Source organism: Streptomyces sp. NBC_00271 (assembly GCF_036178845.1).
Classification (GTDB): Bacteria; Actinomycetota; Actinomycetes; order Streptomycetales; family Streptomycetaceae; genus Streptomyces.
This window is the reverse complement of record NZ_CP108070.1, coordinates 1,281,462-1,302,899: the sequence shown is the minus strand read 5'-3', so window position 1 is coordinate 1,302,899 and position 21,438 is coordinate 1,281,462. Positions and strand designations below refer to the sequence as shown.

At 71.4% G+C, this 21,438-nt stretch carries 22 protein-coding genes and 1 pseudogene; 15 read left to right on the top strand and 8 right to left on the bottom strand.

The annotated features are described in order from the left end of the window. Positions 1-559: 559 nt before the first annotated feature. The 4 genes from OG798_RS06355 to OG798_RS06340 all read left to right on the top strand — a co-directional run bounded on the left by OG798_RS06355 (position 560) and on the right by OG798_RS06340 (position 3,275). Positions 560-862, top strand: coding sequence for a hypothetical protein (locus OG798_RS06355; protein WP_328756525.1), 303 nt, complete (start codon positions 560-562; stop codon positions 860-862). A gap of 1,167 nt (positions 863-2,029) precedes the next feature. Next, positions 2,030-2,392, top strand: coding sequence for an SH3 domain-containing protein (locus OG798_RS06350; RefSeq protein ID WP_267060620.1), 363 nt, complete (start codon positions 2,030-2,032; stop codon positions 2,390-2,392). A gap of 59 nt (positions 2,393-2,451) precedes the next feature. Further along, positions 2,452-2,835, top strand: a complete 384-nt coding sequence (locus OG798_RS06345; RefSeq protein WP_328756523.1) for an SH3 domain-containing protein — start codon at positions 2,452-2,454, stop codon at positions 2,833-2,835. A 113-nt stretch (positions 2,836-2,948) separates the two neighbouring features. Further along, positions 2,949-3,275 carry a cupin domain-containing protein gene (locus tag OG798_RS06340; RefSeq protein WP_267060618.1) on the top strand — a complete coding sequence of 109 codons (327 nt, stop codon included), beginning with the start codon at positions 2,949-2,951 and terminating at the stop codon, positions 3,273-3,275. Between the two features lie 55 nt (positions 3,276-3,330). Here OG798_RS06340 and OG798_RS06335 read toward each other — a convergent pair whose 3' ends face one another. The 3 genes from OG798_RS06335 to OG798_RS06325 all read right to left on the bottom strand — a co-directional run bounded on the left by OG798_RS06335 (position 3,331) and on the right by OG798_RS06325 (position 4,863). After that, positions 3,331-3,798 carry a peroxiredoxin gene (locus OG798_RS06335; protein WP_095856666.1) on the bottom strand — a complete coding sequence of 156 codons (468 nt, stop codon included), beginning with the start codon at positions 3,796-3,798 and terminating at the stop codon, positions 3,331-3,333. Next, on the bottom strand, positions 3,795-4,175 hold the full coding sequence (locus OG798_RS06330; RefSeq protein ID WP_095856667.1) for a DoxX family protein: 381 nt from the start codon (positions 4,173-4,175) through the stop codon (positions 3,795-3,797). Before OG798_RS06330 ends, OG798_RS06335 begins: the two co-directional genes overlap by 4 nt. A 109-nt stretch (positions 4,176-4,284) precedes the next feature. Next, a complete protein-coding gene (locus OG798_RS06325; RefSeq protein ID WP_095856668.1) occupies positions 4,285-4,863 on the bottom strand; it encodes a TetR/AcrR family transcriptional regulator in 579 nt (192 codons plus the stop codon). 262 nt (positions 4,864-5,125) lie between these two features. Between OG798_RS06325 and OG798_RS06320 the strand changes: the two genes are divergently transcribed. Continuing rightward, complete coding sequence (locus OG798_RS06320) at positions 5,126-6,580, top strand: MFS transporter (protein WP_121417481.1); 1,455 nt, start codon at positions 5,126-5,128, stop codon at positions 6,578-6,580. A 174-nt stretch (positions 6,581-6,754) separates the two neighbouring features. Further along, entirely contained in the window at positions 6,755-7,087 is a 333-nt protein-coding gene (locus OG798_RS06315; protein WP_328756514.1) for a hypothetical protein, read from the top strand. Positions 7,088-7,117: 30 nt separating this feature from the next. Here OG798_RS06315 and OG798_RS06310 read toward each other — a convergent pair whose 3' ends face one another. Next, the gene (locus OG798_RS06310; RefSeq protein WP_095856671.1) at positions 7,118-7,585 is read right to left on the bottom strand and encodes a hypothetical protein; all 468 of its coding nucleotides are present in this window, start codon (positions 7,583-7,585) and stop codon (positions 7,118-7,120) included. 209 nt (positions 7,586-7,794) lie between these two features. Then, on the bottom strand, positions 7,795-8,598 hold the full coding sequence (locus tag OG798_RS06305) for an EamA family transporter (RefSeq protein WP_443054177.1): 804 nt from the start codon (positions 8,596-8,598) through the stop codon (positions 7,795-7,797). A gap of 246 nt (positions 8,599-8,844) precedes the next feature. Here OG798_RS06305 and OG798_RS06300 point away from each other — a divergent pair, with 246 nt between their 5' ends. Next, the gene (locus tag OG798_RS06300; protein ID WP_328759993.1) at positions 8,845-9,702 is read left to right on the top strand and encodes a LysR family transcriptional regulator; all 858 of its coding nucleotides are present in this window, start codon (positions 8,845-8,847) and stop codon (positions 9,700-9,702) included. Between the two features lie 43 nt (positions 9,703-9,745). On the opposite strand, the gene OG798_RS06295 is transcribed toward OG798_RS06300, so the two are convergent. Next, a complete protein-coding gene (locus OG798_RS06295; RefSeq protein WP_328756511.1) occupies positions 9,746-10,654 on the bottom strand; it encodes a LacI family DNA-binding transcriptional regulator in 909 nt (302 codons plus the stop codon). A gap of 206 nt (positions 10,655-10,860) precedes the next feature. After that, positions 10,861-11,238: a hypothetical protein gene (locus OG798_RS06290; protein WP_328756509.1), complete on the bottom strand. Its 378-nt coding sequence runs from the start codon at positions 11,236-11,238 to the stop codon at positions 10,861-10,863. A gap of 877 nt (positions 11,239-12,115) precedes the next feature. Between OG798_RS06290 and OG798_RS06285 the strand changes: the two genes are divergently transcribed. From OG798_RS06285 to OG798_RS06250, 8 genes and pseudogenes are all read left to right on the top strand, one after another. Then, positions 12,116-12,766, top strand: a complete 651-nt coding sequence (locus OG798_RS06285; RefSeq protein WP_095856674.1) for a GntR family transcriptional regulator — start codon at positions 12,116-12,118, stop codon at positions 12,764-12,766. Between the two features lie 48 nt (positions 12,767-12,814). Next, a complete protein-coding gene (locus OG798_RS06280; RefSeq protein ID WP_328756506.1) occupies positions 12,815-13,564 on the top strand; it encodes a PIG-L deacetylase family protein in 750 nt (249 codons plus the stop codon). Continuing rightward, positions 13,561-14,271, top strand: a complete 711-nt coding sequence (locus tag OG798_RS06275; protein WP_095856675.1) for a 4-carboxy-4-hydroxy-2-oxoadipate aldolase/oxaloacetate decarboxylase — start codon at positions 13,561-13,563, stop codon at positions 14,269-14,271. Before OG798_RS06280 ends, OG798_RS06275 begins: the two co-directional genes overlap by 4 nt. After that, positions 14,268-15,356 (top strand): 4-oxalomesaconate tautomerase, encoded by a 1,089-nt coding sequence (locus OG798_RS06270; protein ID WP_328756503.1) that lies wholly within the window; start codon positions 14,268-14,270, stop codon positions 15,354-15,356. The genes OG798_RS06275 and OG798_RS06270 overlap by 4 nt, the downstream gene beginning before the upstream one ends. 10 nt (positions 15,357-15,366) lie before the next feature. After that, positions 15,367-16,332 carry a catechol 2,3-dioxygenase gene (locus tag OG798_RS06265; protein ID WP_328756501.1) on the top strand — a complete coding sequence of 322 codons (966 nt, stop codon included), beginning with the start codon at positions 15,367-15,369 and terminating at the stop codon, positions 16,330-16,332. Between the two features lie 256 nt (positions 16,333-16,588). Further along, positions 16,589-17,706: pseudogene (locus tag OG798_RS06260) on the top strand (MFS transporter); the annotation flags it as partial. A 116-nt stretch (positions 17,707-17,822) separates the two neighbouring features. Next, positions 17,823-18,995, top strand: coding sequence for an alpha/beta fold hydrolase (locus tag OG798_RS06255; protein ID WP_328756499.1), 1,173 nt, complete (start codon positions 17,823-17,825; stop codon positions 18,993-18,995). A 20-nt stretch (positions 18,996-19,015) separates the two neighbouring features. After that, positions 19,016-20,095 (top strand): Ldh family oxidoreductase, encoded by a 1,080-nt coding sequence (locus OG798_RS06250; protein WP_328756497.1) that lies wholly within the window; start codon positions 19,016-19,018, stop codon positions 20,093-20,095. Between the two features lie 136 nt (positions 20,096-20,231). On the opposite strand, the gene OG798_RS06245 is transcribed toward OG798_RS06250, so the two are convergent. Then, positions 20,232-21,182, bottom strand: a complete 951-nt coding sequence (locus OG798_RS06245) for an alpha/beta hydrolase fold domain-containing protein (RefSeq protein ID WP_328756495.1) — start codon at positions 21,180-21,182, stop codon at positions 20,232-20,234. Between the last annotated feature and the right edge of the window lie 256 nt (positions 21,183-21,438).

The window sequence follows — 21,438 nt, the reverse complement described above, 5'->3', positions numbered from 1 at the left end:
CTTGGCCGCCGTGTGGGACACCGAGTGCTGTGCCTGCTGGTGCGTCCGCAGTTGGGTCTTGCCGGTCGTCCAGGCGGGCGACAGGGCGGTGAGGTCGGCGCGCATCCGATAGGTGCCCGTGGCACTGCCGTCCTTGGAGACGAGATCCTCCCCGATCACCCAGCCGCTCAGCAGCCGGGGCAGGTCCTCCAGGACGGTCGTGGCGGAGGTGGCGTCGTGGAGCCGGGCCCGCCCGGGCGCACCGCGGGAGGTCAGGGAGGGGTGCAGCACGGAGCGGACCGTGTCGAACAGGCCGCCGCCGCCCGGATGGGGGGCCGCGGCGTCGTCCAGGGCGACCGGGGCCAGCGAGTCCGCGAGCCGAACGCTCCGCGCGGTCCCTGGACCGAGGCGGCGTGGCCGCGCGGGTGCCTCGGCGGTGACCGGCACCAGGTGTTCGGTGGGCACCCGCATCATGAGGGACCCGGCGCCGCTGAACGTCTGCGCCCGGCCGCCCCGCCCCTCGTCCTGGGGCTGGACCCGTACGCCGTAGCGCACCTGGCGCCGCATCTCGACGGACCCCTTGTCGCTGCGCAGCACCCGCGGTTCGGACATGGTCTTCTGCACACGGGAGTCGGTGGAGGACTGGAACGGCTGCGCGTTGGCCATGACCGCCCCGCCGAGCCAGACGCCCGGGACGACCGGCGCCAGCCCGAACGCCATGAAGTTGACACCCTTGCTGGACGAACCGCCCGAGGAGTGGCTCACCACGCCCGAGGTGTTGTGCTGGGTGTCCACCTTGATGGTGGCGCCCTCGGCCATCCGCGCGTCCTGGGCGGCCTGCCGGGGGGCGACCTCGGTGCCGGTGCCGGTGCCGCCGTCGTGATCGTCGGCTCGCGCCTTCCCCTTCCCCTTGCCCATGGCGGCCTCCGACTCGGCCAGCAACGCGGCCATGGCTTTGGCCTGTTGCTCGGCCGCGGCCTGAGCCTTCGCGGCCTCGGGGGAGACGAAGGTCTCGGGCAGATCGGTGCCGTCCCGGGAGATGGTGACGGTGACGTCGTACCAGCCCTTGCCCTCCGGGCCCTCGACGGCGAAGGAGCGGCCCTGGCCGTAGAACGTCTCCGGCCGCCCGGCCAGTTCCTCGCGTATCTCGGCCACCGTCCCGTCGGACCGTCCGACGACCGTCCCGAGGGCGGTGGACACGAACTCGTGCCCGGTGAGCCCGTACGCCGTGGAGAGCCCCGCCGCCCGTAACTCCCGCAGGTAGGGCGGCAGTCCGAGCGGCGGATGGGCGGCGCCGGACCCGCCGGCGATCGGCCCGGGGACCGGCCGACGCGTGCCCGTCCGACGGGGGCGTGTCGTGGTGGCGGCGCGCGGCCGGACGGTCTTCGCGCCGTCCTCGGACTCCTCCGCAGCCTCTTCGAGCGTGGGAAGCACCGCGGGCAGCCGGGTGGCGGCACTGCTCTCGGGCAGTTCCTCGAGGGTGGGCAGTACGGCAGGGGCGGGCCTCGGCGCACGCGTGGCGCCCGCCGTGCCCTCGGCGGCCGGGAGCCGTCCGCGCAGTGCGCGCGTGGTCGCCGCGTTGCCCGCGCCCCGCTGCAATGCCAGCAGCGCTTGCGGAGTCATCCCCGGTCCGGTCGTCGGGGACGCCGGGCGCGGCGCCGTGACCTCCGCGCCGTTCCTGGCGGCCGAGGCCGTGTCCCGGCCGACGGCTCCCCGGCCGTGGTCCCCGGTCCTGCCGTTCCCGCCCGATGCCTGCCGCTGCCTACGCACAGTGAGCCATTCCCGTCATGAGGACCGCCGTCCCGCCCCCATCGGATCCGTCCGCTGGGGAGCGTAACCACTGCGTAGGCCCCACAGGGAGCAAGATCATGGACCCGGACATATGGACGCCCGCCGACCACCGAAGGGACCACGGCAGTACACCCGCGCTCCATCTTCCGCGGCCGTGTGCTCACTTCGAACACCGTTGAATGGCATTGCCGCCGTGCTCCCTCGGCGCCCACTGTGGCGGTGGTCGAAAGCGAAACACCACACATAGGGGGAATTTCTCATGCGCCGTATTCCGGCCGTCATCACCACGTGCGCCGCGACACTCGCCTTCCTCGTCCCGGCCGGCCTGGCCGCCGCCGCGCCTGTCGCGCCTGCCGCGCCCGCGTCGCCCGCCGAGCAGTCGTACACCGTGGTGCCCTACGAGAACGTCAAGGTCCGCAAGCTGCCGACGAAGGACAGCGCCTACCTGGCCACCCTGACCGCCGGCCAGTCCTACACCGCGTACTGCTGGACCCACGGGCAGACCGTCACGGACCACGGCTACACGAACGACATCTGGATCGGATTCGCCGACGGATTCAGCAGCGCCGTCTATTTCAAGGGCGACCAGTACGCGAATCTGCCGGCCACCGCCCAGTGCTGAAGGCAGCGGAACTCACCGGAATCCACCGCGATCGTCCCTACATGCCAGGGAGTTCATCCATGAGCATCCGACGCAAGGCCGCCGCCGTCCTCGCCGGAGCCGTGCTCGCGTGCGGCCTGCTGAGCGCGGGAACCGCCTCGGCCGCGGCGCCGACCGGCCTCACGCGGCAGGCCGCCTTCGAGACGTACACCGTCGTGCCCGTCGTCGACGCGCCCCTCCGTTCCGGCCCGGGCAACGGCCACCCCGCGATCGGCAGGCTGCGCGCCGGGTACAGCTACTCCGCCTTCTGCTGGCTCTCCGGCGAGACGGTCGTCGACCATGGCTCCACCAGCCACATATGGATCTACCTCTCCGGCGGCCCCGGCATCGGCAACGGCTGGGTCAGCGCCCTGTACCTCCGCGGTGACGAGCGGGCCGATCTTCCGGCCTCGGCGCAGTGCTGACCCGCGCGGCAGCCGGGCGGACGGACCAGTCAGATGACTGAAGCTTCCTCGAGGCACCTCTTCACACAATGGACGGGGTCCCGCCCGACCGCCTCACGAAGCGAAGGATCAGCATGCACGTGGACGCCCATGACGATGAGATCTGGGCCGTACTCGAAGGTGAGATCACCTTTTTCGTCGGAGAGCAGCGCTATGACCTGGGCCCGGGCGACGTCGCTTTCGGCCCGCGCGGCGTGCCGCGCCGCCATGTCGTGCGCAGCCCGGAATCCCGACTGCTCGTGACCTCGGTGCCCACCGGGGTCGCGGAATGGTTCACCCGCAACGGCACCCCGGTGGCCTTTGCCGGTGAACTGCCCCCGTCACTCGGCCTCGACGCCGCTGCCGGCCTGGTGGGCGCCTACGACCTTCATGTCGTCGGGCCGCCGGCCACGGGCGAGTGACGCGGGCCCGCCGGGCCGAGGCAGGACGGTCCGGCCGCCGCGGGCGAGTCGAAGCTCAGCCCTGCTGGGCCCGCAGCGCGGCGAGGGCCCGGTCCGCGTGGGCGCTCATCCGCAGTTCGCTGCGCACCACCTCCAGGACGGTGCGGTCCTGCGCGATGACGAAGGTGACCCGCTTCGTGGGTGCCAGGGAGAAGCCGCGCTTGACTCCGAACCGCTCGCGAACCGTGCCGTCGACATCGGACAGCAGCGGGTACCCGAGCGTGTGACGCCCGGCGAACTCCTGCTGCTTGTCGACCGCGTCACCACTGATGCCGACCGGCCGGCCGCCGGCGGCGGTGAACTCGGCGGCCAGATCACGGAAGTGGCACGCCTCGGTGGTGCAGCCGGGGGAGAGGGCGGCGGGGTAGAAGAACAGCACGACCGGTCCCTCGCCGAGCAGCTCGGTCAGCTTGCGCTCCGTACCGGTCTCGTCGGGCAGGGCGAAGTCCTCGACCTTGTCGCCCACATCCACACCACGCGTCATGACTGACCCTTCCCACCATTGGCAACGCTGCGTGCCCACAGTACAAGGGGCACCTGCAAGGGGAGTCGCGCCATCGCCGCGGCCTTCTGCGGAGCGGGACGCCGGCGCCAGTCCACGGCCATCTGGACGTTGGCGGGGAACACCCCGACGAAGAAAGCCGCCGTGGCCAGCGCGGCCACCCGCCGGGTACGGGGCATCGCCACCCCGGCGGCCAGTGCCAGTTCGGCGACACCGCTCGCGTACGTCCAGGTCCGGGGCGCCCCCGGCAGCGCCCGCGGAATGGTCGCGTCGAACTGCCGTGGCGACACGAAGTGACCGACACCCGCGGTGGCCAGCAGGCCGGCGAGCAACAGGGCTGAGCGTTCCGACCGTGGCACGGTTCCTCCTCCAGGGGACTGCCGCGAGATATTACTGGAGGGTAGGGGAGGTGTGGGCGGCGAGGCTCACGAAGGGGTAGGGATCCCTCCTGCCTGCCCCGGGCCGATGTCAGCGCGCGGCGCGGACGCCGTCCAGCGCAACCGTGAGGACCCGGTCGCGCTGGGTGTCGTCGAGGAAGTTCGTCGAGGTGATCCCGGCGACCATGCGCAGCAGGTCGTCGAAGTCCATGTCCGCGCGCGCCTCGCCGGCCTTCTGCGCCCGCTCGAACAGTGGGCCGCCCGCCTGGTACATCGAGTCCCGGCAGGTCAGGAAGATCTCCGACTCGTTGTCGAGCGCCTCACGGATGGCCCGTTTGGTCACGGTGTAGTCCACGAACCGCCGCAGCCACGAGGTCAGCGCCTCCCAGGGCTCCCGATCGGCGACTCCCAGGGCCACCTGACACAGGGCGTCCACCTCGTCCGCGTACACGCTCTCGAAGAGGTGGCGACGGGTGGGGAAGTTCCGGTAGAGGGTGCCGATGCCCACGCCCGCGCGCCGCGCGATGTCCTCCAGGGACGCCTCCGCGCCGTGCTCCGCGAAGGCCTCGCGCGCGGCGGTCAGCAGAGCGTCGTAGTTGCGTGCGGCGTCTTTGCGGTGCGGGCGCCGGGACGCCACGATCCCGCTGATGGGGAACGGCTGAGCCGTCACTGGGTGCCTCCCGGCCGAGAAGAAGTTGAAGCGGAGGTGAGCCTCCGTTACAGTGGAGGCATACCTCCACTTTAGCAGTCGGGGGGGTGCGTTCCCCATGGTGGCGTGCGTCCGCACGCACCGTCGACGCGCTCGTACCCCCTGTGACCTCGAACGGGCCGTACGCAGCCCGCCCCCGCTCCTTGAGTGGCCGTTCCGCTTGCTCCGTTTCGTTCTCTGTTCTGTTCCGTGCTCTGTTCCGCTCCGTTCGGAGAGGCTTTTCATGCCCACGAAGTCCACCCGCCTCACCTTCGCGGTCCTCGCGACCGGTGCGGGCGTGTTCTCCATGCTCCAGTCGCTGATCGCACCGGCCCTGCCGACCGTCCAGCACGCCCTGAACACCTCGCAGTCCACCGTCACCTGGGTGATGACGGCCTACCTGCTGTCCGCCTCGGTCTTCACCCCGATCCTCGGCCGGGTCGGCGACCTGATCGGCAAGAAGCGCACCCTCGTCGCCGTCCTCGTGACCGTGACCCTCGGCTGTCTGCTCGCCGCGCTCGCGCCGAACATCGGCGTACTGATCGTCGCCCGGGTCGTCCAGGGCATAGGCGGTGCGCTGTTCCCGCTCTCCTTCGGCATCATCCGGGACGAGTTCACCGCGGCCGAGGTCGGCCCCAGCATCAGCAACCTGTCCGCCGTGATCGCCGCGGGCGGCGGCGTCGGACTGGTGGCGGCCGGTCCCATCGTGTCCGCGCTCGACTACCGCTGGCTGTTCTGGCTGCCCGTCGGAGTCGTCGCGGTCACCACACTGATCGCCCTGCGCTACGTCCCCGAATCCCCGAGCCGGGCCGAGGGACGCGTCAGCTGGCTCGGTGCCGTCCTGCTGTCGGGCTGGCTGGTCGCGCTGCTGCTCCCGCTCAGCCAGGCGGGCCAGTGGGGCTGGGGATCGGCCCGGGTGATCGGGCTGTTCGCCGCCGCCGTCCTGCTCTTCGCGCTGTGGCTGCTGGCCGAGGCGCGCTCCCGCACCCCGCTGATCGACCTGCGCGTCATGCGCCTGCCCGCGGTGTGGACCACCAACACCGCCGCGCTCCTGTTCGGCGCGGGCATGTACGCGATCTGGTCCTTCCTCCCCGGCTTCGTACAGACCCCGAGCTCCGCCGGATACGGCTTCGGCGCCAGTGTCACCGCGGCCGGACTGCTCATGCTGCCGATGCTGCTCGCCATGTTCTGCTCGGGCGTGCTCAGCGGTCGGCTGGAGCCCGTCCTCGGCGCCAAGAAGCTGCTCACGACCGGTGCCGCACTCGGTGCGGTCGCCTGCGGCTTCCTCGCCCTGTGGCACGACCAGCAGTGGCAGGTGGCCTTCGCCGCGGGCATCTTCGGCCTCGGCATCGGACTCGCCTTCGCCTCGATGGCCAACCTGATCGTCGGGAGCGTGCCGCCCGAGCAGACCGGCGCCGCGACCGGGATGAACGCCAACATCCGCACCATCGGCGGGTCCATCGGCGCGGCCGTGACCAGCGTTCTGGTGACCGGCCGGCTCCAGTCCTCGGGCCTTCCCTACGGTTCGGGATACACCCACGGGTTCACCCTGCTCGCCCTGCTCTGCCTGGCCGCGGCTTTGGCCGCCCTCCTCGTGCCGGTCCAGCGTGCCGGCCGGCTCTCCGCCTCGGCCCGCGCGGGCGCCGACTCCGCGCGTACGGAACCGGAGGCGGCCGTCGCTCCCGGCGCGCGGAGCTGACCCGGTCCACGCTCTGGCGTGACCGCGTCGATGCGTGAAATTGACGAGTGAAGTTGATGGGTGAAGATGCTTGTCGGACAGGGGCCTGGCTCCGAACGGGTGGCGCGTTCACCCGACTCGGTGAGCGGTACCAGGGGTGCGTACCACGGGCGCACGCACCGCCGTTGCTCCGACATGGACAGCACTCACACGGCCCAGCGGCGCCGCCCGCAGCCGGGCCTCGCGGGTCGGCCTTACGCCGAGCTGACGGACGGGCGTCTGGGCCACCCGCCGATCCACGCCCAACTGGTCGCGGAGTGGCGGGCCGAGGGCCGGGTGGTTCCGGAGCACCGCGAGGTGGTCGCGGTGCTGTGGGCCTCCTTCGCCGCCTCCAGCCCTTTCGAGAGCGCGGCGTGGCCGGTCGACTCCTGGGTGGAGACGCGGGACGAGAGGACCGTCGGACCGGTACCTGCCGAGCCCGGGACCGTACCCGCCGTCCCCGTACCCCGTGGCCTGCTGGGCTGGTGAACCCCTCCGCGCGTCGCCGCGGAGTGCCGGTCACCCTCCGGGCGGGGGTGCCAGGACGGCGAGCGTCCCGTTGGCCCGCTGCAACGCCAGTTCCAGGGGGACCGCGGCATGCAGGGCTCCGGTCCCGTCGGGTGGAATGATCCATTCCAGGAACCGCGCGGCGCGGTACGGCGGTGGTACGGCGACCCACGAGCCCTTGCCCGCGTGGCGGAGCCCGGAGCCGACCCAGTGGCTGGCCGGGTCCGGCGGCAGGAAGAAGCCCACTCTCCGGGAGGCGGTGTCCACCAGGGTGGGGCCGGGGGCGCGCAGCGGATCGTTCCACAGGATGTCCAGGGCGAGCAGCCCGAGTTGCTCGGGAACGCTGAGTACGTCCCAGAACCGCCCGGCCTCCATGAGCACGGTCCCCGACCCCTGATCCCACTCCCGCTTGCAGACCCGGGGGTCCGAGGCAGCCGCCGCGAGCCACTCGACACCTTGCATCCACATCACATCCGGCATGACCAACTCCAGGGCATTCGCAGGCCGTCTGACCAGGCGTGGAGCGGCGCACTCGGATGCGGAACCCGCACCTGGGCGCCGACCCGGCGTGTTCATGCTGGTAGATATTTCTATGTGGCGGAAGGGGTGGCGCGGTCTGGCGTTTTCGCCGAAACGTTCTTCTGGGGACCTCCGCTGCTCGGATTTCCGTCAGGTCCGTGAAGTGTCCGTCAACTTCGTGCAGCCAGAATGCCGAGCACGTTGGCCGCGACGACGGAGCCGATGCCCGTCCACTCCGTCCAGTCCAGGCTCTGACCGAGGACGATCCACCCGACCAGACCGGCCAGGACGGGATTGACGCTCATGAAGAGACCGAAGGCCGGGGCCGGGACGCGGCGCAGGGTGAACAGGTCCGCGAGGCAGGGCACCGCGGAGGACAGCACGCCGGCGGCCACGGCGCAGCAGACCGCCGTCGGCGTCGGAGGATGCCGGACCACGACGGCGACGCCGACCGGCAGGAACAGTACGGCGGAGAGCCCGGCGGCGGCAGCGGACCCCGCCGCCCCGGGGATACGGCGGCCGACGGTGCGGTTGAGCAGGATGTACGACGCCCAGCACCCGGCGGCGAGCAGCCCGAGGCCCATTCCGAGGAAGTCGGCGGAGGGGCGCGGACGCATCAGCGTGACGACACCCGCCGCGGCGATCACCGCGCAGCACGCGTCCACGCGGCGGCGGGAGGCGGCCAGCGCGATGCTGAGCGGGCCCAGGAACTCGAGGGTCACCGCCAGCCCCAGTCCGATGCGGTCGATCGCCGTATAGAGGGACAGGTTCATGGTCCCGAACACCAGCGCCAGCAGCACGACCGGCCACCACTGCCCCCAGGTGAACGTCCGCAGCCGGGGGCGGCCCACTGCCATCAGGACGACCGCGGCGACGTACTGACGCACCGCGACCACACCGACGGGGCCGAGGACGGGGAAGCCCAGGGAGCCGATCGCGGCACCGGTCTGGTTGGACAGGCCACTGCCGACCATGGCGACCACGCCGGCCAGGGGGGGTGCCGCCCGGCTTCGGGGCCGTGGGCGCCGGGGGAGTGCGACGCGCGGGTTCTGCCGGGCGTGCGGAGGCTGCGTGCATGTCTCGATGCTGGGAGGCCGGGGCTCTTGCGCAAAATGCATCAGCGGGTCCATCTATACGCTTGAGTCATGGATCCTTCAGCCGAGGACGCTTCCGACAAGGGCGCATCCGTCACGGACGACTCCGCCACGCACGCCTCCGTCATGAATGTGGAGCTGCGACAGTTGCGCTGTCTCGTCGCGATCGTCGACGAGGGCACCTTCACCGACGCCGCCATCGCGCTCGGGGTCTCCCAGGCCGCCGTGTCCCGCACACTGGCCTCGCTCGAGCGCGTCCTCGGGGTGCGGCTGCTGCGGCGCACCTCCCGCGAGGTCGCCCCGACGGCGACGGGACTGCGTGTGCTGGCGCATGCCCGGCGGGTACTCGGGGATGTGGCCGACCTGGTCCAGGAGGCCACGTCGGGTCGCGCCTCGCTGCGGATCGGGTACGCCTGGTCCGCGCTCGGCCGTCACACCCTGGCCTTTCAGCGCGACTGGGCGCGGGCACACCCCGAGACGGAGCTGCGGCTCGTCCGTGTCAACTCCGCCACCGCCGGCCTCGCCGAGGGAGCCTGCGACGCGGCCGTGGTGCGCAGACCCCTGGACGACCGGCGCTTCGACTCCGCGATCGTGGGGCTGGAACGGCGGCTGTGCGCCCTGGCCGCGGACGATCCGCTGGCCGGACGCCGCTCGGTGCGACTCGCCGACCTCGGCGGGCGCGTCCTGCTGATCGACCGCAGGACCGGCACCACGACGACGGAGCTGTTCCCACCCGACTCCCGCCCGGTGACCAGGGAGACCCACGATGTCGACGAGTGGCTCACCGCGATCTCCACGGGTCGCTGTGTGGGCATGACGGCCGAGTCCACCGCGCACCAGTACCCGCGCCCCGGCGTCGTCTACCGCCCGGTGCGCGACGCCGAGCCCATCGCGGTGCGGCTCGCCTGGTGGCGGGACGACCCGCACTCCGCCGCCCCCGCCGCCATCGAACTCCTGACGGAGCTCTATCGCCGGGCCGCGTAGTCGACGTCGGGGTGCATCGGGTGCGCCGTGTTGCCCGCCGGTGTCACGCCGAGTCGCGCGCGATGATCCGCCCGGGCTCGGGGCTGAGCCCGGCGCGATCGAGGCCGAGCGCGGCGCGGGCGGCGAGGCGGCCGTGGACTTCGGCATCGATGCGGACGGTGGTCAGCGCGGGTGTGACGAGGGCGCCGTACTCCGTGTCGTCGAAGCCGATCACGGCCAGGTCGTCGGGCGCGGCAAGTCCCAGGTCGTGCAGGGCGGTCAGGGTGCGCAGGGCGATGTCGTCGTCGAAGGCTGCGACCGCCGTCACGGTCCCGTGCGCGGCGCGGAAGGCCTTGACGGCGCTGGTGCCGGCCGTCCTCGGACGGGGCACGATGAAGGAGGTCAGCGGGGCGAGCCCCAGCGTGCTCACGGTCTCCCGGGCAAGGCGCAGCCGCACTTCCAGCAGGGGGGAGTCGTGGTTGGGCAACGCCATCGCGACGTGCGTGTGGCCGCGGTCGGCGAGATGTCGGATCTGCAGGGCGGCGTTCGCGGCGAACCCGGCACGCCAGTCGCCCGCCGCTCCGGGCTCGTGGCCGGTGAGATGCGCGGCGAACCGGAGCACGGCCCGGGGAGCGATCGTGTCGAGGACCTGCTGCGTCGAGTGCGGCGCGCAGTGACCGTGCCGGACGAGCAGCACATGGTCGTGCGCGGCGAGTTCGTCGTCGAGGCCCCGGATGTAGCTGCGCGAGTAGTTGCCCTCCAGGCCCCAGTCGACGTTGAGGACGACGATGCGGGAGGAGCCCTCGCGCAGCGCCCGCGCGATGCCGTGCGGTACGTAGCCGAGGTCGCGGGCGGCCTGCCGTACGCGCTCCCGGGTGACCGGTGAGATCGTCTGGTTCGGATCGTCGTTGAGCACGAAACTCACGGTCGCCCGCGAGACGCCGCTCGCCGCGGCGACGTCGCTCAGCGTCACGCGCCGTGCACCGGCCATCATCACGCCCCCGATCGGTTCTGTCGCGGCGGTACCGGGACCGTGGACGACCGCCAGTCTAGGTCGTACGGCCGCACGCCGAACGGTCCCGTGTCGCTGGCGCGACGCGGGACCGTTCGGAGAAGACCAGTCGTCTTTGGCGAGATGACAGGCCGTCAATCTTCAGATGTCAGTTGCGACCACTGGGGTCAGTGTCCGCCACCGCCCCCGCCGCCACCGTTGCCGCCACCGCCGCCGTGGCCGCCGCCACCGCCGCCGCCGTTGCCGCCGCCGCCGTGGTCTCCGCCACCGCCGCCGCCGTGGTCTCCGCCGCCGCCGCCGCCGTGGTCTCCACCGCCACCGCCGCCGTGGTCTCCGCCGCCGCCGTAGTCACCGCCGCCGCCGTAGCCGCCGTCGTCGTCTCCGTGGTCTCCGTGGCCTCCGTCGTCGTTCCAGTTGCTGTAGGAGTAACCGGAGTCCGAGTGGGAGCTGGTCGCGCTGGCGATGCCGGCCGTGCCGAACGCCAGGGCCAGAGCGGCGAACAGGCTGGCGACCAGCCGGAACGTCCTTGAAGTGATGATCCGCATGGTGCTTTCCCTTCCCGGGAGCGTAGACAGGTCCTGGCCCTGCACGGCCGCGGTGACGTCGGCACCAGTGAGGCACTGAGACGTTCGCGATGAGGGTCCGGTACATCGGCGTTGAAAGTGACGGGAATTGCCGTCCGCCGACTCACGCGCTGATCGCGCGGCATCGGGCCCACCTGGGCTGCTGAGTGCAGCGAACCCCGCGGCGGGGCGCCCGTCCGTCAGTTAACCGACGACCGGGTTGTCGTCGGTCGGGATGTAGTCGGTCGGGATGCTGAGATTGATTGTCTTCTCACCAGGCAAAACGTCTGTTTTCTGTTCAACCCGTATCCAAACTACGCATACCGGGACAATGAAGTCAAGCGCAGCAGGTGGGCCCCGGGGACGGGGGAAGTGGGCCGTGGCGTCGCAGGTAACTCCCTTTACTTCCTTTTGGTGTTGGGTGACTGACGCCCGCCCAGATCGGAGCTGGTCAGGGCGGTCCCGGCCGTCGTCCTCGGCCCGCGCGGCGTACGACGCGCGCCCGGCCCGACTCGCTCAAGGAAACGGATCCGGCGTCGAGTTGGCATTCCCGGCGGCGGATCCTCGACGGTCCTGCCCTCGGGCCGCCGACGCGCTGGGTGTCCGCGGAGTGGGCGTCGTGCCCTGGCCCGGCCCGGGAGATGGGGCAGTGGCCTCTGCGTATTCGGAGATCGACACGTGCCCGGCCGGGCGACGGTCACTGCCGAGTGGCCGTGGGACGCTTGGGGCTGGTCGGCGCCCTGTGGCGGTGAGTGACCTGGCCGTCGACAGGACATGTCGGCAACATGGAGAACAAAATTGTTGACAATCTTGTTGGACTGGATTTAGGTTCGACAGGCACTCACTCAGGGAGGGCGCGATGCCGAAGGAAGCCCGTCCAGGCACCGGCGAGCAGGCCAAGCAGCACGCACTGGTGCACCTGCGGCAGGCGATCCTGCAAGGCGACATGGCACCGGCCCAGCGGCTGGTGGAGAACGAACTCGCCGAGCAGTTCGGTGTCACGCGGGCCAGCGTCCGGGCGGCGCTGATCGAGCTGGAGTCGGAGGGACTGGTCGAGCGGATCCGCAACCGCGGCTCGCGGGTGCGGGTGGTGACGGTCGAGGAAGCCGTGGCCATCACCGAGTGCCGCATGGTCCTGGAAGGCCTCTGCGCGGCCAAGGCTGCCGTCGAGGCGACCGAGGACCAGCTGGACCAGCTGACCGACCTGGGCACAGCGATGTCCAAGGCGGTCGCGGGCGGCGAGCCACTGGTCTACTCCCGGCTCAACCACGAACTGCACGACCGGATCAGGGAGTTCTCCGGCCAGCAGGTCGCCGTGGGGCTGCTGGAGCGGCTCAACGGGCAGCTGGTGCGCCACCGTTTCCAGCTCGCGCTGAGACCGGGGCGCCCCCAGCAGTCACTGAGTGAGCACCTGGCCATGATCGAGTCGATCAGGGCCCGGGACCCGCAGGCGGCCGAAGCGGCCGTCCGTACCCACCTCGCGGGAGTCATCGACGCGCTGCGCCAATGACGTCGCGGTGGTGGGGCATCCGGCCTGTCCACCAAGGAGATGTGAGCAATGACGTACGGCAAGGCGCCCACCACCCCACGATCGACACTTGTCATCACCGCGCATGCCGGGGACTTCGTCTGGCGGGCCGGGGGAGCCATCGCCCTGGCCGCCTCCCGTGGAGAGAAGGTGACCATCGCGTGCCTCACCTACGGGGAGCGCGGTGAGTCCGCCAAGGCCTGGCGCGAGGGCAAGTCGCTGGAGGAGATCAAGGAGATCCGCCGTGCCGAGGCCGAGGCGGCGGCCTCGACCCTGGGCGCCCGGGTGCGCTTCCTGGACGCCGGCGACTACCCCCTGCTCGTCACTCAGGAGCTGACCGCCCAGCTCGTACGCATCTACCGCGACACCCAGCCCGACGTGGTCCTGACCCACCCCCTGGACGATCCCTACAACGGTGACCACCCGGCGGCCGCCCGCATGGCCCTGGACGCCCGTGTCCTCGCCCAGGCCATCGGCTATCCCTCCGAGGGCGAGATCATCGGAGCCCCGCCGGTGTTCTTCTTCGAGCCGCACCAGCCGGAGATGTGCGGCTTCCAGCCCGAGGTCCTCCTCGACATCACCCCGGTCTGGGAGACCAAGCGCAAGGCCATGGAGTGCCTCGCCGCCCAGCAGCACCTGTGGGACTACTACACCGACCTGGGCAAGCGGCGCGGCGTACAGCTCAAGCGCAACGCGGGCCCCAACCTCGGCCTGCCCCACGCCACCTACGGCGAGGCCTACATGCGTCCCTACCCGCAGGTCACGGAGGAGCTGGCATGAGCGGCCTGATCGTCACCGACCCGCCGCGCGCCCATGCCGAGGACGTCGAGGCACTCGGCGGTTACGGGGTGGCCACCGTCCACGAGGGCATGGGCCGAACCGGCAGTCTCGGTCCCGGGTTCCGGCCCATCCAGCAGGACGTGCGCATCGCGGGCACCGCGGTCACCGCCCTGTGCTGGCCCGGCGACAACCTCATGATCCACGCGGCGGTCGAGCAGTGCCGCGAGGGCGACATCCTCGTCGTGACCACCACCTCGCCCTCCACCGACGGCATGTTCGGCGACCTCTTCGCCACCGCGCTCCAGTACCGCGGGGTGCGCGGCCTGATCATCGACGCCGGGGTGCGCGACACCGCCGACCTGCGTGCCATGGGCTTCCCCGTCTGGTCGAGCGCCGTCTGCGCCCAGGGCACGGTCAAGGCCACGGCGGGCTCGGTGAACATACCCGTCGTGCTCGGCGGCCAGGTCGTCCGCCCCGGTGACGTCATCGTCGCCGACGACGACGGCGTGGTGTGCGTACCCCGCGAGAGGGCCGGTACGGCCGTCAAGGCGGCCGAGGCGCGCACCGCCAAGGAGGACGCCTCCCGGGCCGCCTTCGCCGAGGGCCAGTTGGGCCTGGACCGCTACGGCCTGCGCGAGACCCTCGTACGGCTCGGGGTGCGGTACCAGGCCTACGACGAGTACGAACGCAACGGTTCCCCGTCATGAGCACCGGCGAGGAGCTGCGCTGCATGCTGATGCGCGGTGGGACCTCGAAGGGTGCCTATTTCCTGGCCGAGGACCTGCCGGCCGACGCCGGGGCGCGCGACGACCTGCTGCTGCGGGTCATGGGCAGCCCCGACCCCCGGCAGATCGACGGACTCGGCGGAGCGCACCCGCTCACCAGCAAGGTCGCGGTGGTCTCCCGCTCCCAGAGCCCCGACGCGGAGGTCGACTACCTCTTCCTCCAGGTGGGAGTGGACCGGGCCGAGGTCTCCGACCGGCAGAACTGCGGCAACCTCCTTGCGGGGGTCGGCCCGTTCGCCGTCGAACGCGGTCTGGTCGCCGCCCGGGACGGGCACACCTCGGTACGGATCCGGATGGTCAACAGCGGTGACCACGCCACCGCCACCTTCCCCACGCCGGACCGGCGCGTCTCCTACGCGGGCCCGGCCGAGATCTCCGGCGTGCCGGGCACCGCCGCACCCGTGGTGATCGAGTTCGAGCGGGGCGGCAACCCCCTGCTGCCCACCGGGCACGCCCGGGACATCGTCGCGGACACGCCCGTGACCTGCGTGGACAACGGCATGCCGACCGTGCTGATCGCCGCCGCCTCCCTGCAGGTCACCGGCTACGAGAGGCCGCGGGACCTGGAGGAGGACCTGACCCTGCACGACCGGCTCCAGCGGATCCGCCTGGAGGCGGCCCTGCTGATGGGCCTGGGCGACGTCAGCGAGACGACCGTGCCCAAGCTCAGCCTGCTGGCACCGCCCACGAACGGCGGCGCGGTCATGACCCGCACCTTCATCCCGGTCCGCTGCCACACCGCCATCGGCGTCCTGGGAGCCGCCAGTGTCGCCGCCGGGCTGCGCGTCCACGGCGGCGTCGGCCAGGACGTCGCCCGTCTGCCCGAGAACGGCGGACGACTGCGCATCGAGCATCCCACCGGATTCCTCGACATCGAGAGCGAGATCGACGACGGCATCCCGGGGGCCGCCCCCGTGGCCCGCCGTACCGCCGTCGTCCGCACCGCACGCAAGATCTTCGACGGTACGGTCTTCCCCCGGCCGGCCGGAGCCGCACTTCACCCTTAAGGAGGCCTGCATGGCCCCGCCCCTCGGCGACATCGCCCACCTCGGGCACGTCGAACTGCTCACCCCCGACCTGGACGGAAGTCTGCGGTTCTTCACCGACTACCTCGGCCTGACGGTCAACGGCCGCAGCGGCGACTCGGTCTATCTGCGGACCTGGGACGACTACGAGCACCACAGCCTCGTCCTCACCGCGCACCAGACCTCCGGCCTGCGCCGCACTGCCCTGCGCGCCTCCAGCGAGGAGGCCCTGCAGCGGAGGGCCAAGGAACTGGAGGCCGCCGGTCACCAGGGCCGCTGGACCGAGGACGAGCCGGGCCTCGGCCCGCTGTACGTCACCGCCGACCCCGACGGCCACGAACTGGCCCTGTACTGGGAGTCCGAGTGGTACCAGGCCCCGGACGAGCTGAAGCCGGGGCTGAAGAACCAGCCCCAGGCCAAGCCCGGCCACGGCGTGGGCGTACGCCGCCTGGACCATGTGAACTACCTGGCCGCCGACGTCGCCGCCAACGCCGACTTCCACCAGCACCTCCTGGGGGCCCGGCCGACCGAGCAGATCCAGCTCGACGGCGGCCGGATCGCCGCGAAGTGGCTGACGTTCACGAACAAGTCGTACGACGTCGTCTACACCGAGGACTGGACGGGCTCGCGCGGGCGGCTGCACCACATCGCGTTCGCGACCGACACCCGCGAGGACATCCTGCGCGCCGCCGATCTCGCCCTCGACACCGGTGTGTTCATCGAGACGGGCCCGCACAAGCACGCCATCCAGCAGACGTTCTTCCTCTACGTCTACGAGCCGGGCGGCAACCGCATCGAGTTGTGCAACCCGCTCACCCGTCTCGTACTGGCCCCCGACTGGCCCCTGATCACGTGGACCCAGGCCGAACGGGCCAAGGGGCAGGCGTGGGGTCTGAAGACCATCGAGTCCTTCCACACCCATGGCACACCGCCGCTGGACCCGGCCGCGGACCACTGAGAACAAGTCAGCGAAACAGGCAGGGCGGCACACGGCTGTGTGCCGCCCATGGCCGTTTCACCTGCTGTTTCTCTCCTGCTGTAGCCTCTCGGAACCGTTGGCTGGATTGTTCCTGAGATTGTTGACAAAAGCGTTGACACTTAGGGAACCGGAACCCTAGCGTCGTGCGCACCATCGGGTCAGGCCGCTCGAGCCGCACCGACCCGCCCCACTCATCCCCTCCAGGGACACTTCTCCCGGACGAGAGGAAACAATGATGTCTCCCTCCCCAGACCTGCGCGCCCGCGGGACCGGACTGGCCACGCTGGTCGTCGGCCTGTGCTGGCTGGTCGTGCTCTTCGACGGCCTCGACATGTTCGTCTACGGCTCCGTGCTGCCCAACATGCTCGCCGAGCACGCCCTGGGGCTCCAGCCGTCCCAGGCCGGCGACCTGGGCAGTTACGCCACCTTCGGCATGCTGATCGGCGCGCTGTCCGCGGTACGGTCACCGACTGGATCGGCCGCAAGAAGGTGATCATCACCTGCACGGCGGTCTTCTCGCTCGCGTCCGCCCTCTGCGCTGTCGCCCCCAGCCTCGGTGTCTTCGGACTCGGACGGTTCATCGCGGGTCTCGGACTCGGCGGTCTGCTCCCCACCACGATCACGATGGTTGCCGAGTACGCCCCGCGTGACCGCCGCGCTCTGATCGTCGGCACGCTGATGACCGCCCACCAGGCCGGCGGCATCCTGGCGGGCTTCGTCGGCCTGTGGACGACCGGCGCCGGCCAGTGGCGCGTCGCCTACTGGATCTGCGTGGTCCCGCTGCTCATCGGCGTCCCGCTGATCGCCAAGTACCTCCCCGAGTCCCTGAACTTCCTGGTCGCCAAGGGACGCACACGGGAAGCCCGCGAGCTCGCCGAGCGCTACGACGTCGAACTGCCCGCGCCCACGGCGGAGCGCCCCGGGGCCGGGGACCGCTGGAGCGCCGTCGTCGCCCTGTTCCGCGGCGGCCTGTGGCGCACCACGCTGCTGTTCTGGCTGGCCTCGTTCTGCGGTCTGCTGCTCGTCTACGGCGTCAGCAACTGGCTGCCCACCATGATGCGCGGCGCGGGCTACGAGCTCGGCTCCTCGCTGTCCTTCGTCATCGTCATCAACCTCGGCGGCATCGCCGGCATGCTGATCGTCGGCCGCTTCTCCGACCACTTCGGCGGTGCGCGCGTCGCCACCGTCTGGTTCGCGGCCACCGCCCTCGGCGTCTATCTGCTCGGCATCCACATGGCGCTGCCGCTCACCTACGTCGTGGTCTTCCTGACCGGCCTGTTCCTCTTCAGCGCCCAGGCCATGATCTACGCGACGGTCGCCGGCCGCTCCAGCGACGACAACCGCGCCACAGCGCCGCGCCGCCCAGACGCGCGCGGGCCCGCTGGGCGGCACCGGGCGCACCCATCGCCGACTCCGACGGCACCTCCCTCTACTACGAGCGCCACGGCAGCGGTCCGGCGATCCTGTTCGTGCACGGCAGTGGCGGCCACCACGCCGCTTGGTGGCAGCAAGTGGCCGCGCTGCGCGAGGAGTTCACGGTCGTCACCATGGACCTGCGCGGCTTCGGCAAGTCCGACGCCCCGGCCCGTCCGCACTCCTCGAAGCCCGAGTTCGACGGACAGGACTTCCCCGGTGACGTCGTCGCCGTACTCGACCAGGAGGACCTGACCGACGTCATGCTCGTCGGCCAGTCCATCGGCTCCGTCGCCGCCCTGCGCGCCGCCCTACTGCGCCCCGAGCGCGTCTCCTCGGTCGCCCTCGGCCACTCCCTGGGCGGCATCAGCCACCCCGAGCTGCAGGAACTTGCCGCCGCCGACCGAGCCGAGGCCGTCAAGCTCCCCGTCATCGACCGCCTGCTCACCCGGCGGTTCCAACAGGAGCGGCCCGACCTCACCTTCCTCTTCCAGCAGATGGGCACTTTCAACGTCGCCAAGATGGCCGATCTGCGCAACCTCGACACCAACGGCCCCTCGCTGGAGGAGATCCAGAACTCGGGCGTCAAGGTCGCCTTCCTGGCCGCGGAGAAGGACGCGGTACTCAGCGTGAAGACCGTGACCCGCGCCCACGAACTGCTGCCCGGCTCACATCTGGAGATCGTCCCGGACGCCCCGCACTCCATGTACTGGGAGGCGCCCGCGATCGTCGTCGACGAGACGATCACCCACAGCCGCGTCGTGAAACGCCATGTGCAGGCCTCCGACCCCGACTCGTACTTCTATGTGCAGGGCGGACTCGGCCAGGGCATCGCGGTGGCCCTCGGCGTCAAACTCGCCGCCAGGGAAAGGCCCGTGGTCCTCACCATCGGCGACGGGGCCTTCGCGTACAACCCCGTCATCCCGTCGTACGACGCCGCCAAGGCGTACGACCTGCCGCTGCTGATCGTGGTGTTCAACAACCGCGTCTACAAGTCGATGAACCTCAACCACCGCAGGTTCTACCCCGAGGGTGCGGCCGCCGAGACCGGCGAGTGGCTCGGCACCGACCTGCACCGGCTGCCCCGACTCGCCCAGTTCGCCGAGCCGTTCGGCATGCACACCGAGACCGTCGACGCGCCGGGCGCGCTCGCCCCCGCCCTGGAGCGCGCGCTCAAGGCCGTGGCGGAGGGCACCACCGCCGTCGTCGACGTTCTCGTCACCCGCTGACCCAGGAGGCCACCGCCACCATGACCGACACCCCAACGGCCAAGCCGGGCAAGGTCCTTGTCCCGGCCGACGGCCTGCGCGCCTTCGCCGCCGCCCTCCTGGAGAAGGGCGGACTCGGCCCCGAGCACGCCCGCACCATCGCCGACGTGTTCGTCTGGGCCGCGCTGCGCGGTGTCGACTCCCACGGCACCGCGCGGGTCCCCGCCTATCTGGAGCTGCTCGCCAAGGGAGTGGCCAACGCCCGGCCCGAGATGACGTTCGAGTCCGGTACGTCGGCGGTCGCCGTCCTCGACGCCGACCGCGCGCCCGGCCCGGTGGCCCTCACCGCGGCCGCCGAGGAGGCGGTGACCCGGGCCAGAGCGGGGGGTGTCGCGGCCGTGGGGGTGCGCCGGACCGTCCACACCGGAGCCATCGGCTACTACGTGTCGAAGATCGCCGAACAGGGCCTGGTCGGCATCGCCTTCGTCGCAGGGATGCCCAACATGGGCTACACCGGGGTCAAGGGCGCGGCCGTGGCCACCAGCCCGCTCGCCATCGCCGTACCCGCCGAGAGCCACGCGCCGCTTCTGCTGGACATGGCCACCGCCACGATCGCCCTGGGGAAGATCCGCCAGGCCAGGGCGAGTGGCACCCCGTTGCCGGAGGGGGCCGCCGCCACCGCGGACGGCACCCCCACCACCGACCCGGAGGAGGCGGTCATGCCGTTGCCGCTGGGCGGTGCCAAGGGGTCCGGCATGTCGCTGGCGTTCGAACTGCTCACCAGCGTGCTCGTCGGCGCGCCGATCTTCGCCGCCTTCCACTCGGACGATCCCCAGGGCCGGGGGCACCGCCAGAACGCCCTGATCATCGCCATCGACCCGGCGGCCTTCGGTGACGCGGACGCCTTCACGGCGGCTGTCGACGCCACTCTGGGCACGCTCAAGGGTCTGGCCGCGGCGGACGGCGCCGAGGGCGTGTTCTACCCCGGTGAGCGCAGTGCCGCCGTGCGTGTGCGGCGTACCGAGAAGGGGGTACCCGTGGCGGCGAAGGTGTGGCGTGAACTGACGGAGAGCGCGGACAGGTTGGGCATCACGCCACCCGAGGCCCGCTCGCAGGGCTGACAGTCACCTCCATGGAGAGGGGGATGGAGGAGCGGGTGGTCGGGGCGTCCGACGTGCGGCGGGCGCCTCGTCCGTCCCGGGCCCGCCCGCTTCGCCGCCTCCGGCCCGCCTTGCCCATCCCGGTGTGCGGCGCTGCTCAACCAGCCTCGCGGGCCTCGGGGTTGAGGGCCCTCCGCACATGACGGGCGATCACGGCGTAGGTCTCCAGGGCCTTCTTGTCGTCCTTGCCGTCGTACCCGTGATCGACCCCGAGCACGTCGTGGTGCTCGATGAGGGCGCCTGCCCGCTGAAGACGCTCGGCGTAGCGCACGGCTTCCGCCTTGAGAAGGTCGTACTCCGCCGTGACGACCAGGGCCGGGGCGATGCCCTTGAGGTCGGCGGTGTCGGCCGCGCCCGCGGGGGACACCAGTCGGTCGGCACGCTCGCGCGGGTCGGGGACGTACGAGCTGTCGAAGATCTCTCCCATCCAGGGGCGCAGCACCGGCTTGGCGATGGCGGCGCGCTTGTCCCGGGCGCTCGTCGCGAGGTCCAACGGAGGGTAGTGCAGGACCTGCAGGGCGATACGGGGCCCGCCCTCCTCGAGTGCCTGACGTGCGACGGCCGCGGCGAGACCGCCTCCGGCGCTCTGTCCGCCCACGGACAGACGGCTGCCGTCCCAGCCGTGCTCGCCGCCGTGCTCGGCGATCCACCGGACGACCTCGAAGGCCTGCCGGGGCGGGGCGGGGAACGGGTGCTGCGGGGCCACGACGTAGTCGACGTTGACCACGGCCACCCCCGCCTCGGCGGCGAGGAAGCGGCAGAGCGGATCGTCGATCTCCGTCAGCGGCATCACGTACCCGCCACCGTGGAAGTTGACGTGAACCGGCGGTGGCGGACCCTCGGACGTCGGCAGGTACACCACGACCCGGGCCGGAGCGACCGAGGTCGGGACCGTCAACTCGCCCACGGAGCGCGGGAACTCGGGGAAGCGCCCGTGCGAGGCGGCCGCCGAACCGCGGCCGCTCGGGCGCCGGTCGGCCGCCACGGCGAGGCGCTGTATCGACTTGGCGGCGAAGGAGGCCACTCCGGGCCGGGCAAGGAGAGACATACGGTTCCGATCGTCGAGCCGTGTCGCCAATCGACAGGATTCCTGGCAATTGGTGGGGCGATTTTAGCACGCGCACCCGAGCCTTCTCGGCCCTCTCAGGTGCTTGCCAGAATTGGCTTACGCACGTGAGGGCGTCGACGGAGGCCGGGATTCCCTGGCCGACGCGCGTGCGGCGGGCACGGATTCGCTCGTACTGAACGGCGATCAGGGCCTGTCAATGTTCCCCCCCGTTGCGGTCAGCCGAGGCACGCCAAGA

Coding starts and splice junctions, on each gene's coding strand:
- OG798_RS06270 (WP_328756503.1), top strand. CDS start 14,268: ATGAGCACCGGCGAGGAGCTGCGCTGCATGCTGATGCGCGGTGGGACC.
- OG798_RS06285 (WP_095856674.1), top strand. CDS start 12,116: ATGCCGAAGGAAGCCCGTCCAGGCACCGGCGAGCAGGCCAAGCAGCAC.
- OG798_RS06300 (WP_328759993.1), top strand. CDS start 8,845: ATGAATGTGGAGCTGCGACAGTTGCGCTGTCTCGTCGCGATCGTCGAC.
- OG798_RS06350 (WP_267060620.1), top strand. CDS start 2,030: ATGCGCCGTATTCCGGCCGTCATCACCACGTGCGCCGCGACACTCGCC.
- OG798_RS06245 (WP_328756495.1), bottom strand. CDS start 21,182: ATGTCTCTCCTTGCCCGGCCCGGAGTGGCCTCCTTCGCCGCCAAGTCG.
- OG798_RS06335 (WP_095856666.1), bottom strand. CDS start 3,798: ATGACGCGTGGTGTGGATGTGGGCGACAAGGTCGAGGACTTCGCCCTG.
- OG798_RS06280 (WP_328756506.1), top strand. CDS start 12,815: ATGACGTACGGCAAGGCGCCCACCACCCCACGATCGACACTTGTCATC.
- OG798_RS06345 (WP_328756523.1), top strand. CDS start 2,452: ATGAGCATCCGACGCAAGGCCGCCGCCGTCCTCGCCGGAGCCGTGCTC.
- OG798_RS06310 (WP_095856671.1), bottom strand. CDS start 7,585: ATGCCGGATGTGATGTGGATGCAAGGTGTCGAGTGGCTCGCGGCGGCT.
- OG798_RS06290 (WP_328756509.1), bottom strand. CDS start 11,238: ATGCGGATCATCACTTCAAGGACGTTCCGGCTGGTCGCCAGCCTGTTC.
- OG798_RS06265 (WP_328756501.1), top strand. CDS start 15,367: ATGGCCCCGCCCCTCGGCGACATCGCCCACCTCGGGCACGTCGAACTG.
- OG798_RS06305 (WP_443054177.1), bottom strand. CDS start 8,598: ATGGTCGGCAGTGGCCTGTCCAACCAGACCGGTGCCGCGATCGGCTCC.
- OG798_RS06315 (WP_328756514.1), top strand. CDS start 6,755: ATGGACAGCACTCACACGGCCCAGCGGCGCCGCCCGCAGCCGGGCCTC.
- OG798_RS06275 (WP_095856675.1), top strand. CDS start 13,561: ATGAGCGGCCTGATCGTCACCGACCCGCCGCGCGCCCATGCCGAGGAC.
- OG798_RS06320 (WP_121417481.1), top strand. CDS start 5,126: ATGCCCACGAAGTCCACCCGCCTCACCTTCGCGGTCCTCGCGACCGGT.
- OG798_RS06250 (WP_328756497.1), top strand. CDS start 19,016: ATGACCGACACCCCAACGGCCAAGCCGGGCAAGGTCCTTGTCCCGGCC.
- OG798_RS06340 (WP_267060618.1), top strand. CDS start 2,949: ATGCACGTGGACGCCCATGACGATGAGATCTGGGCCGTACTCGAAGGT.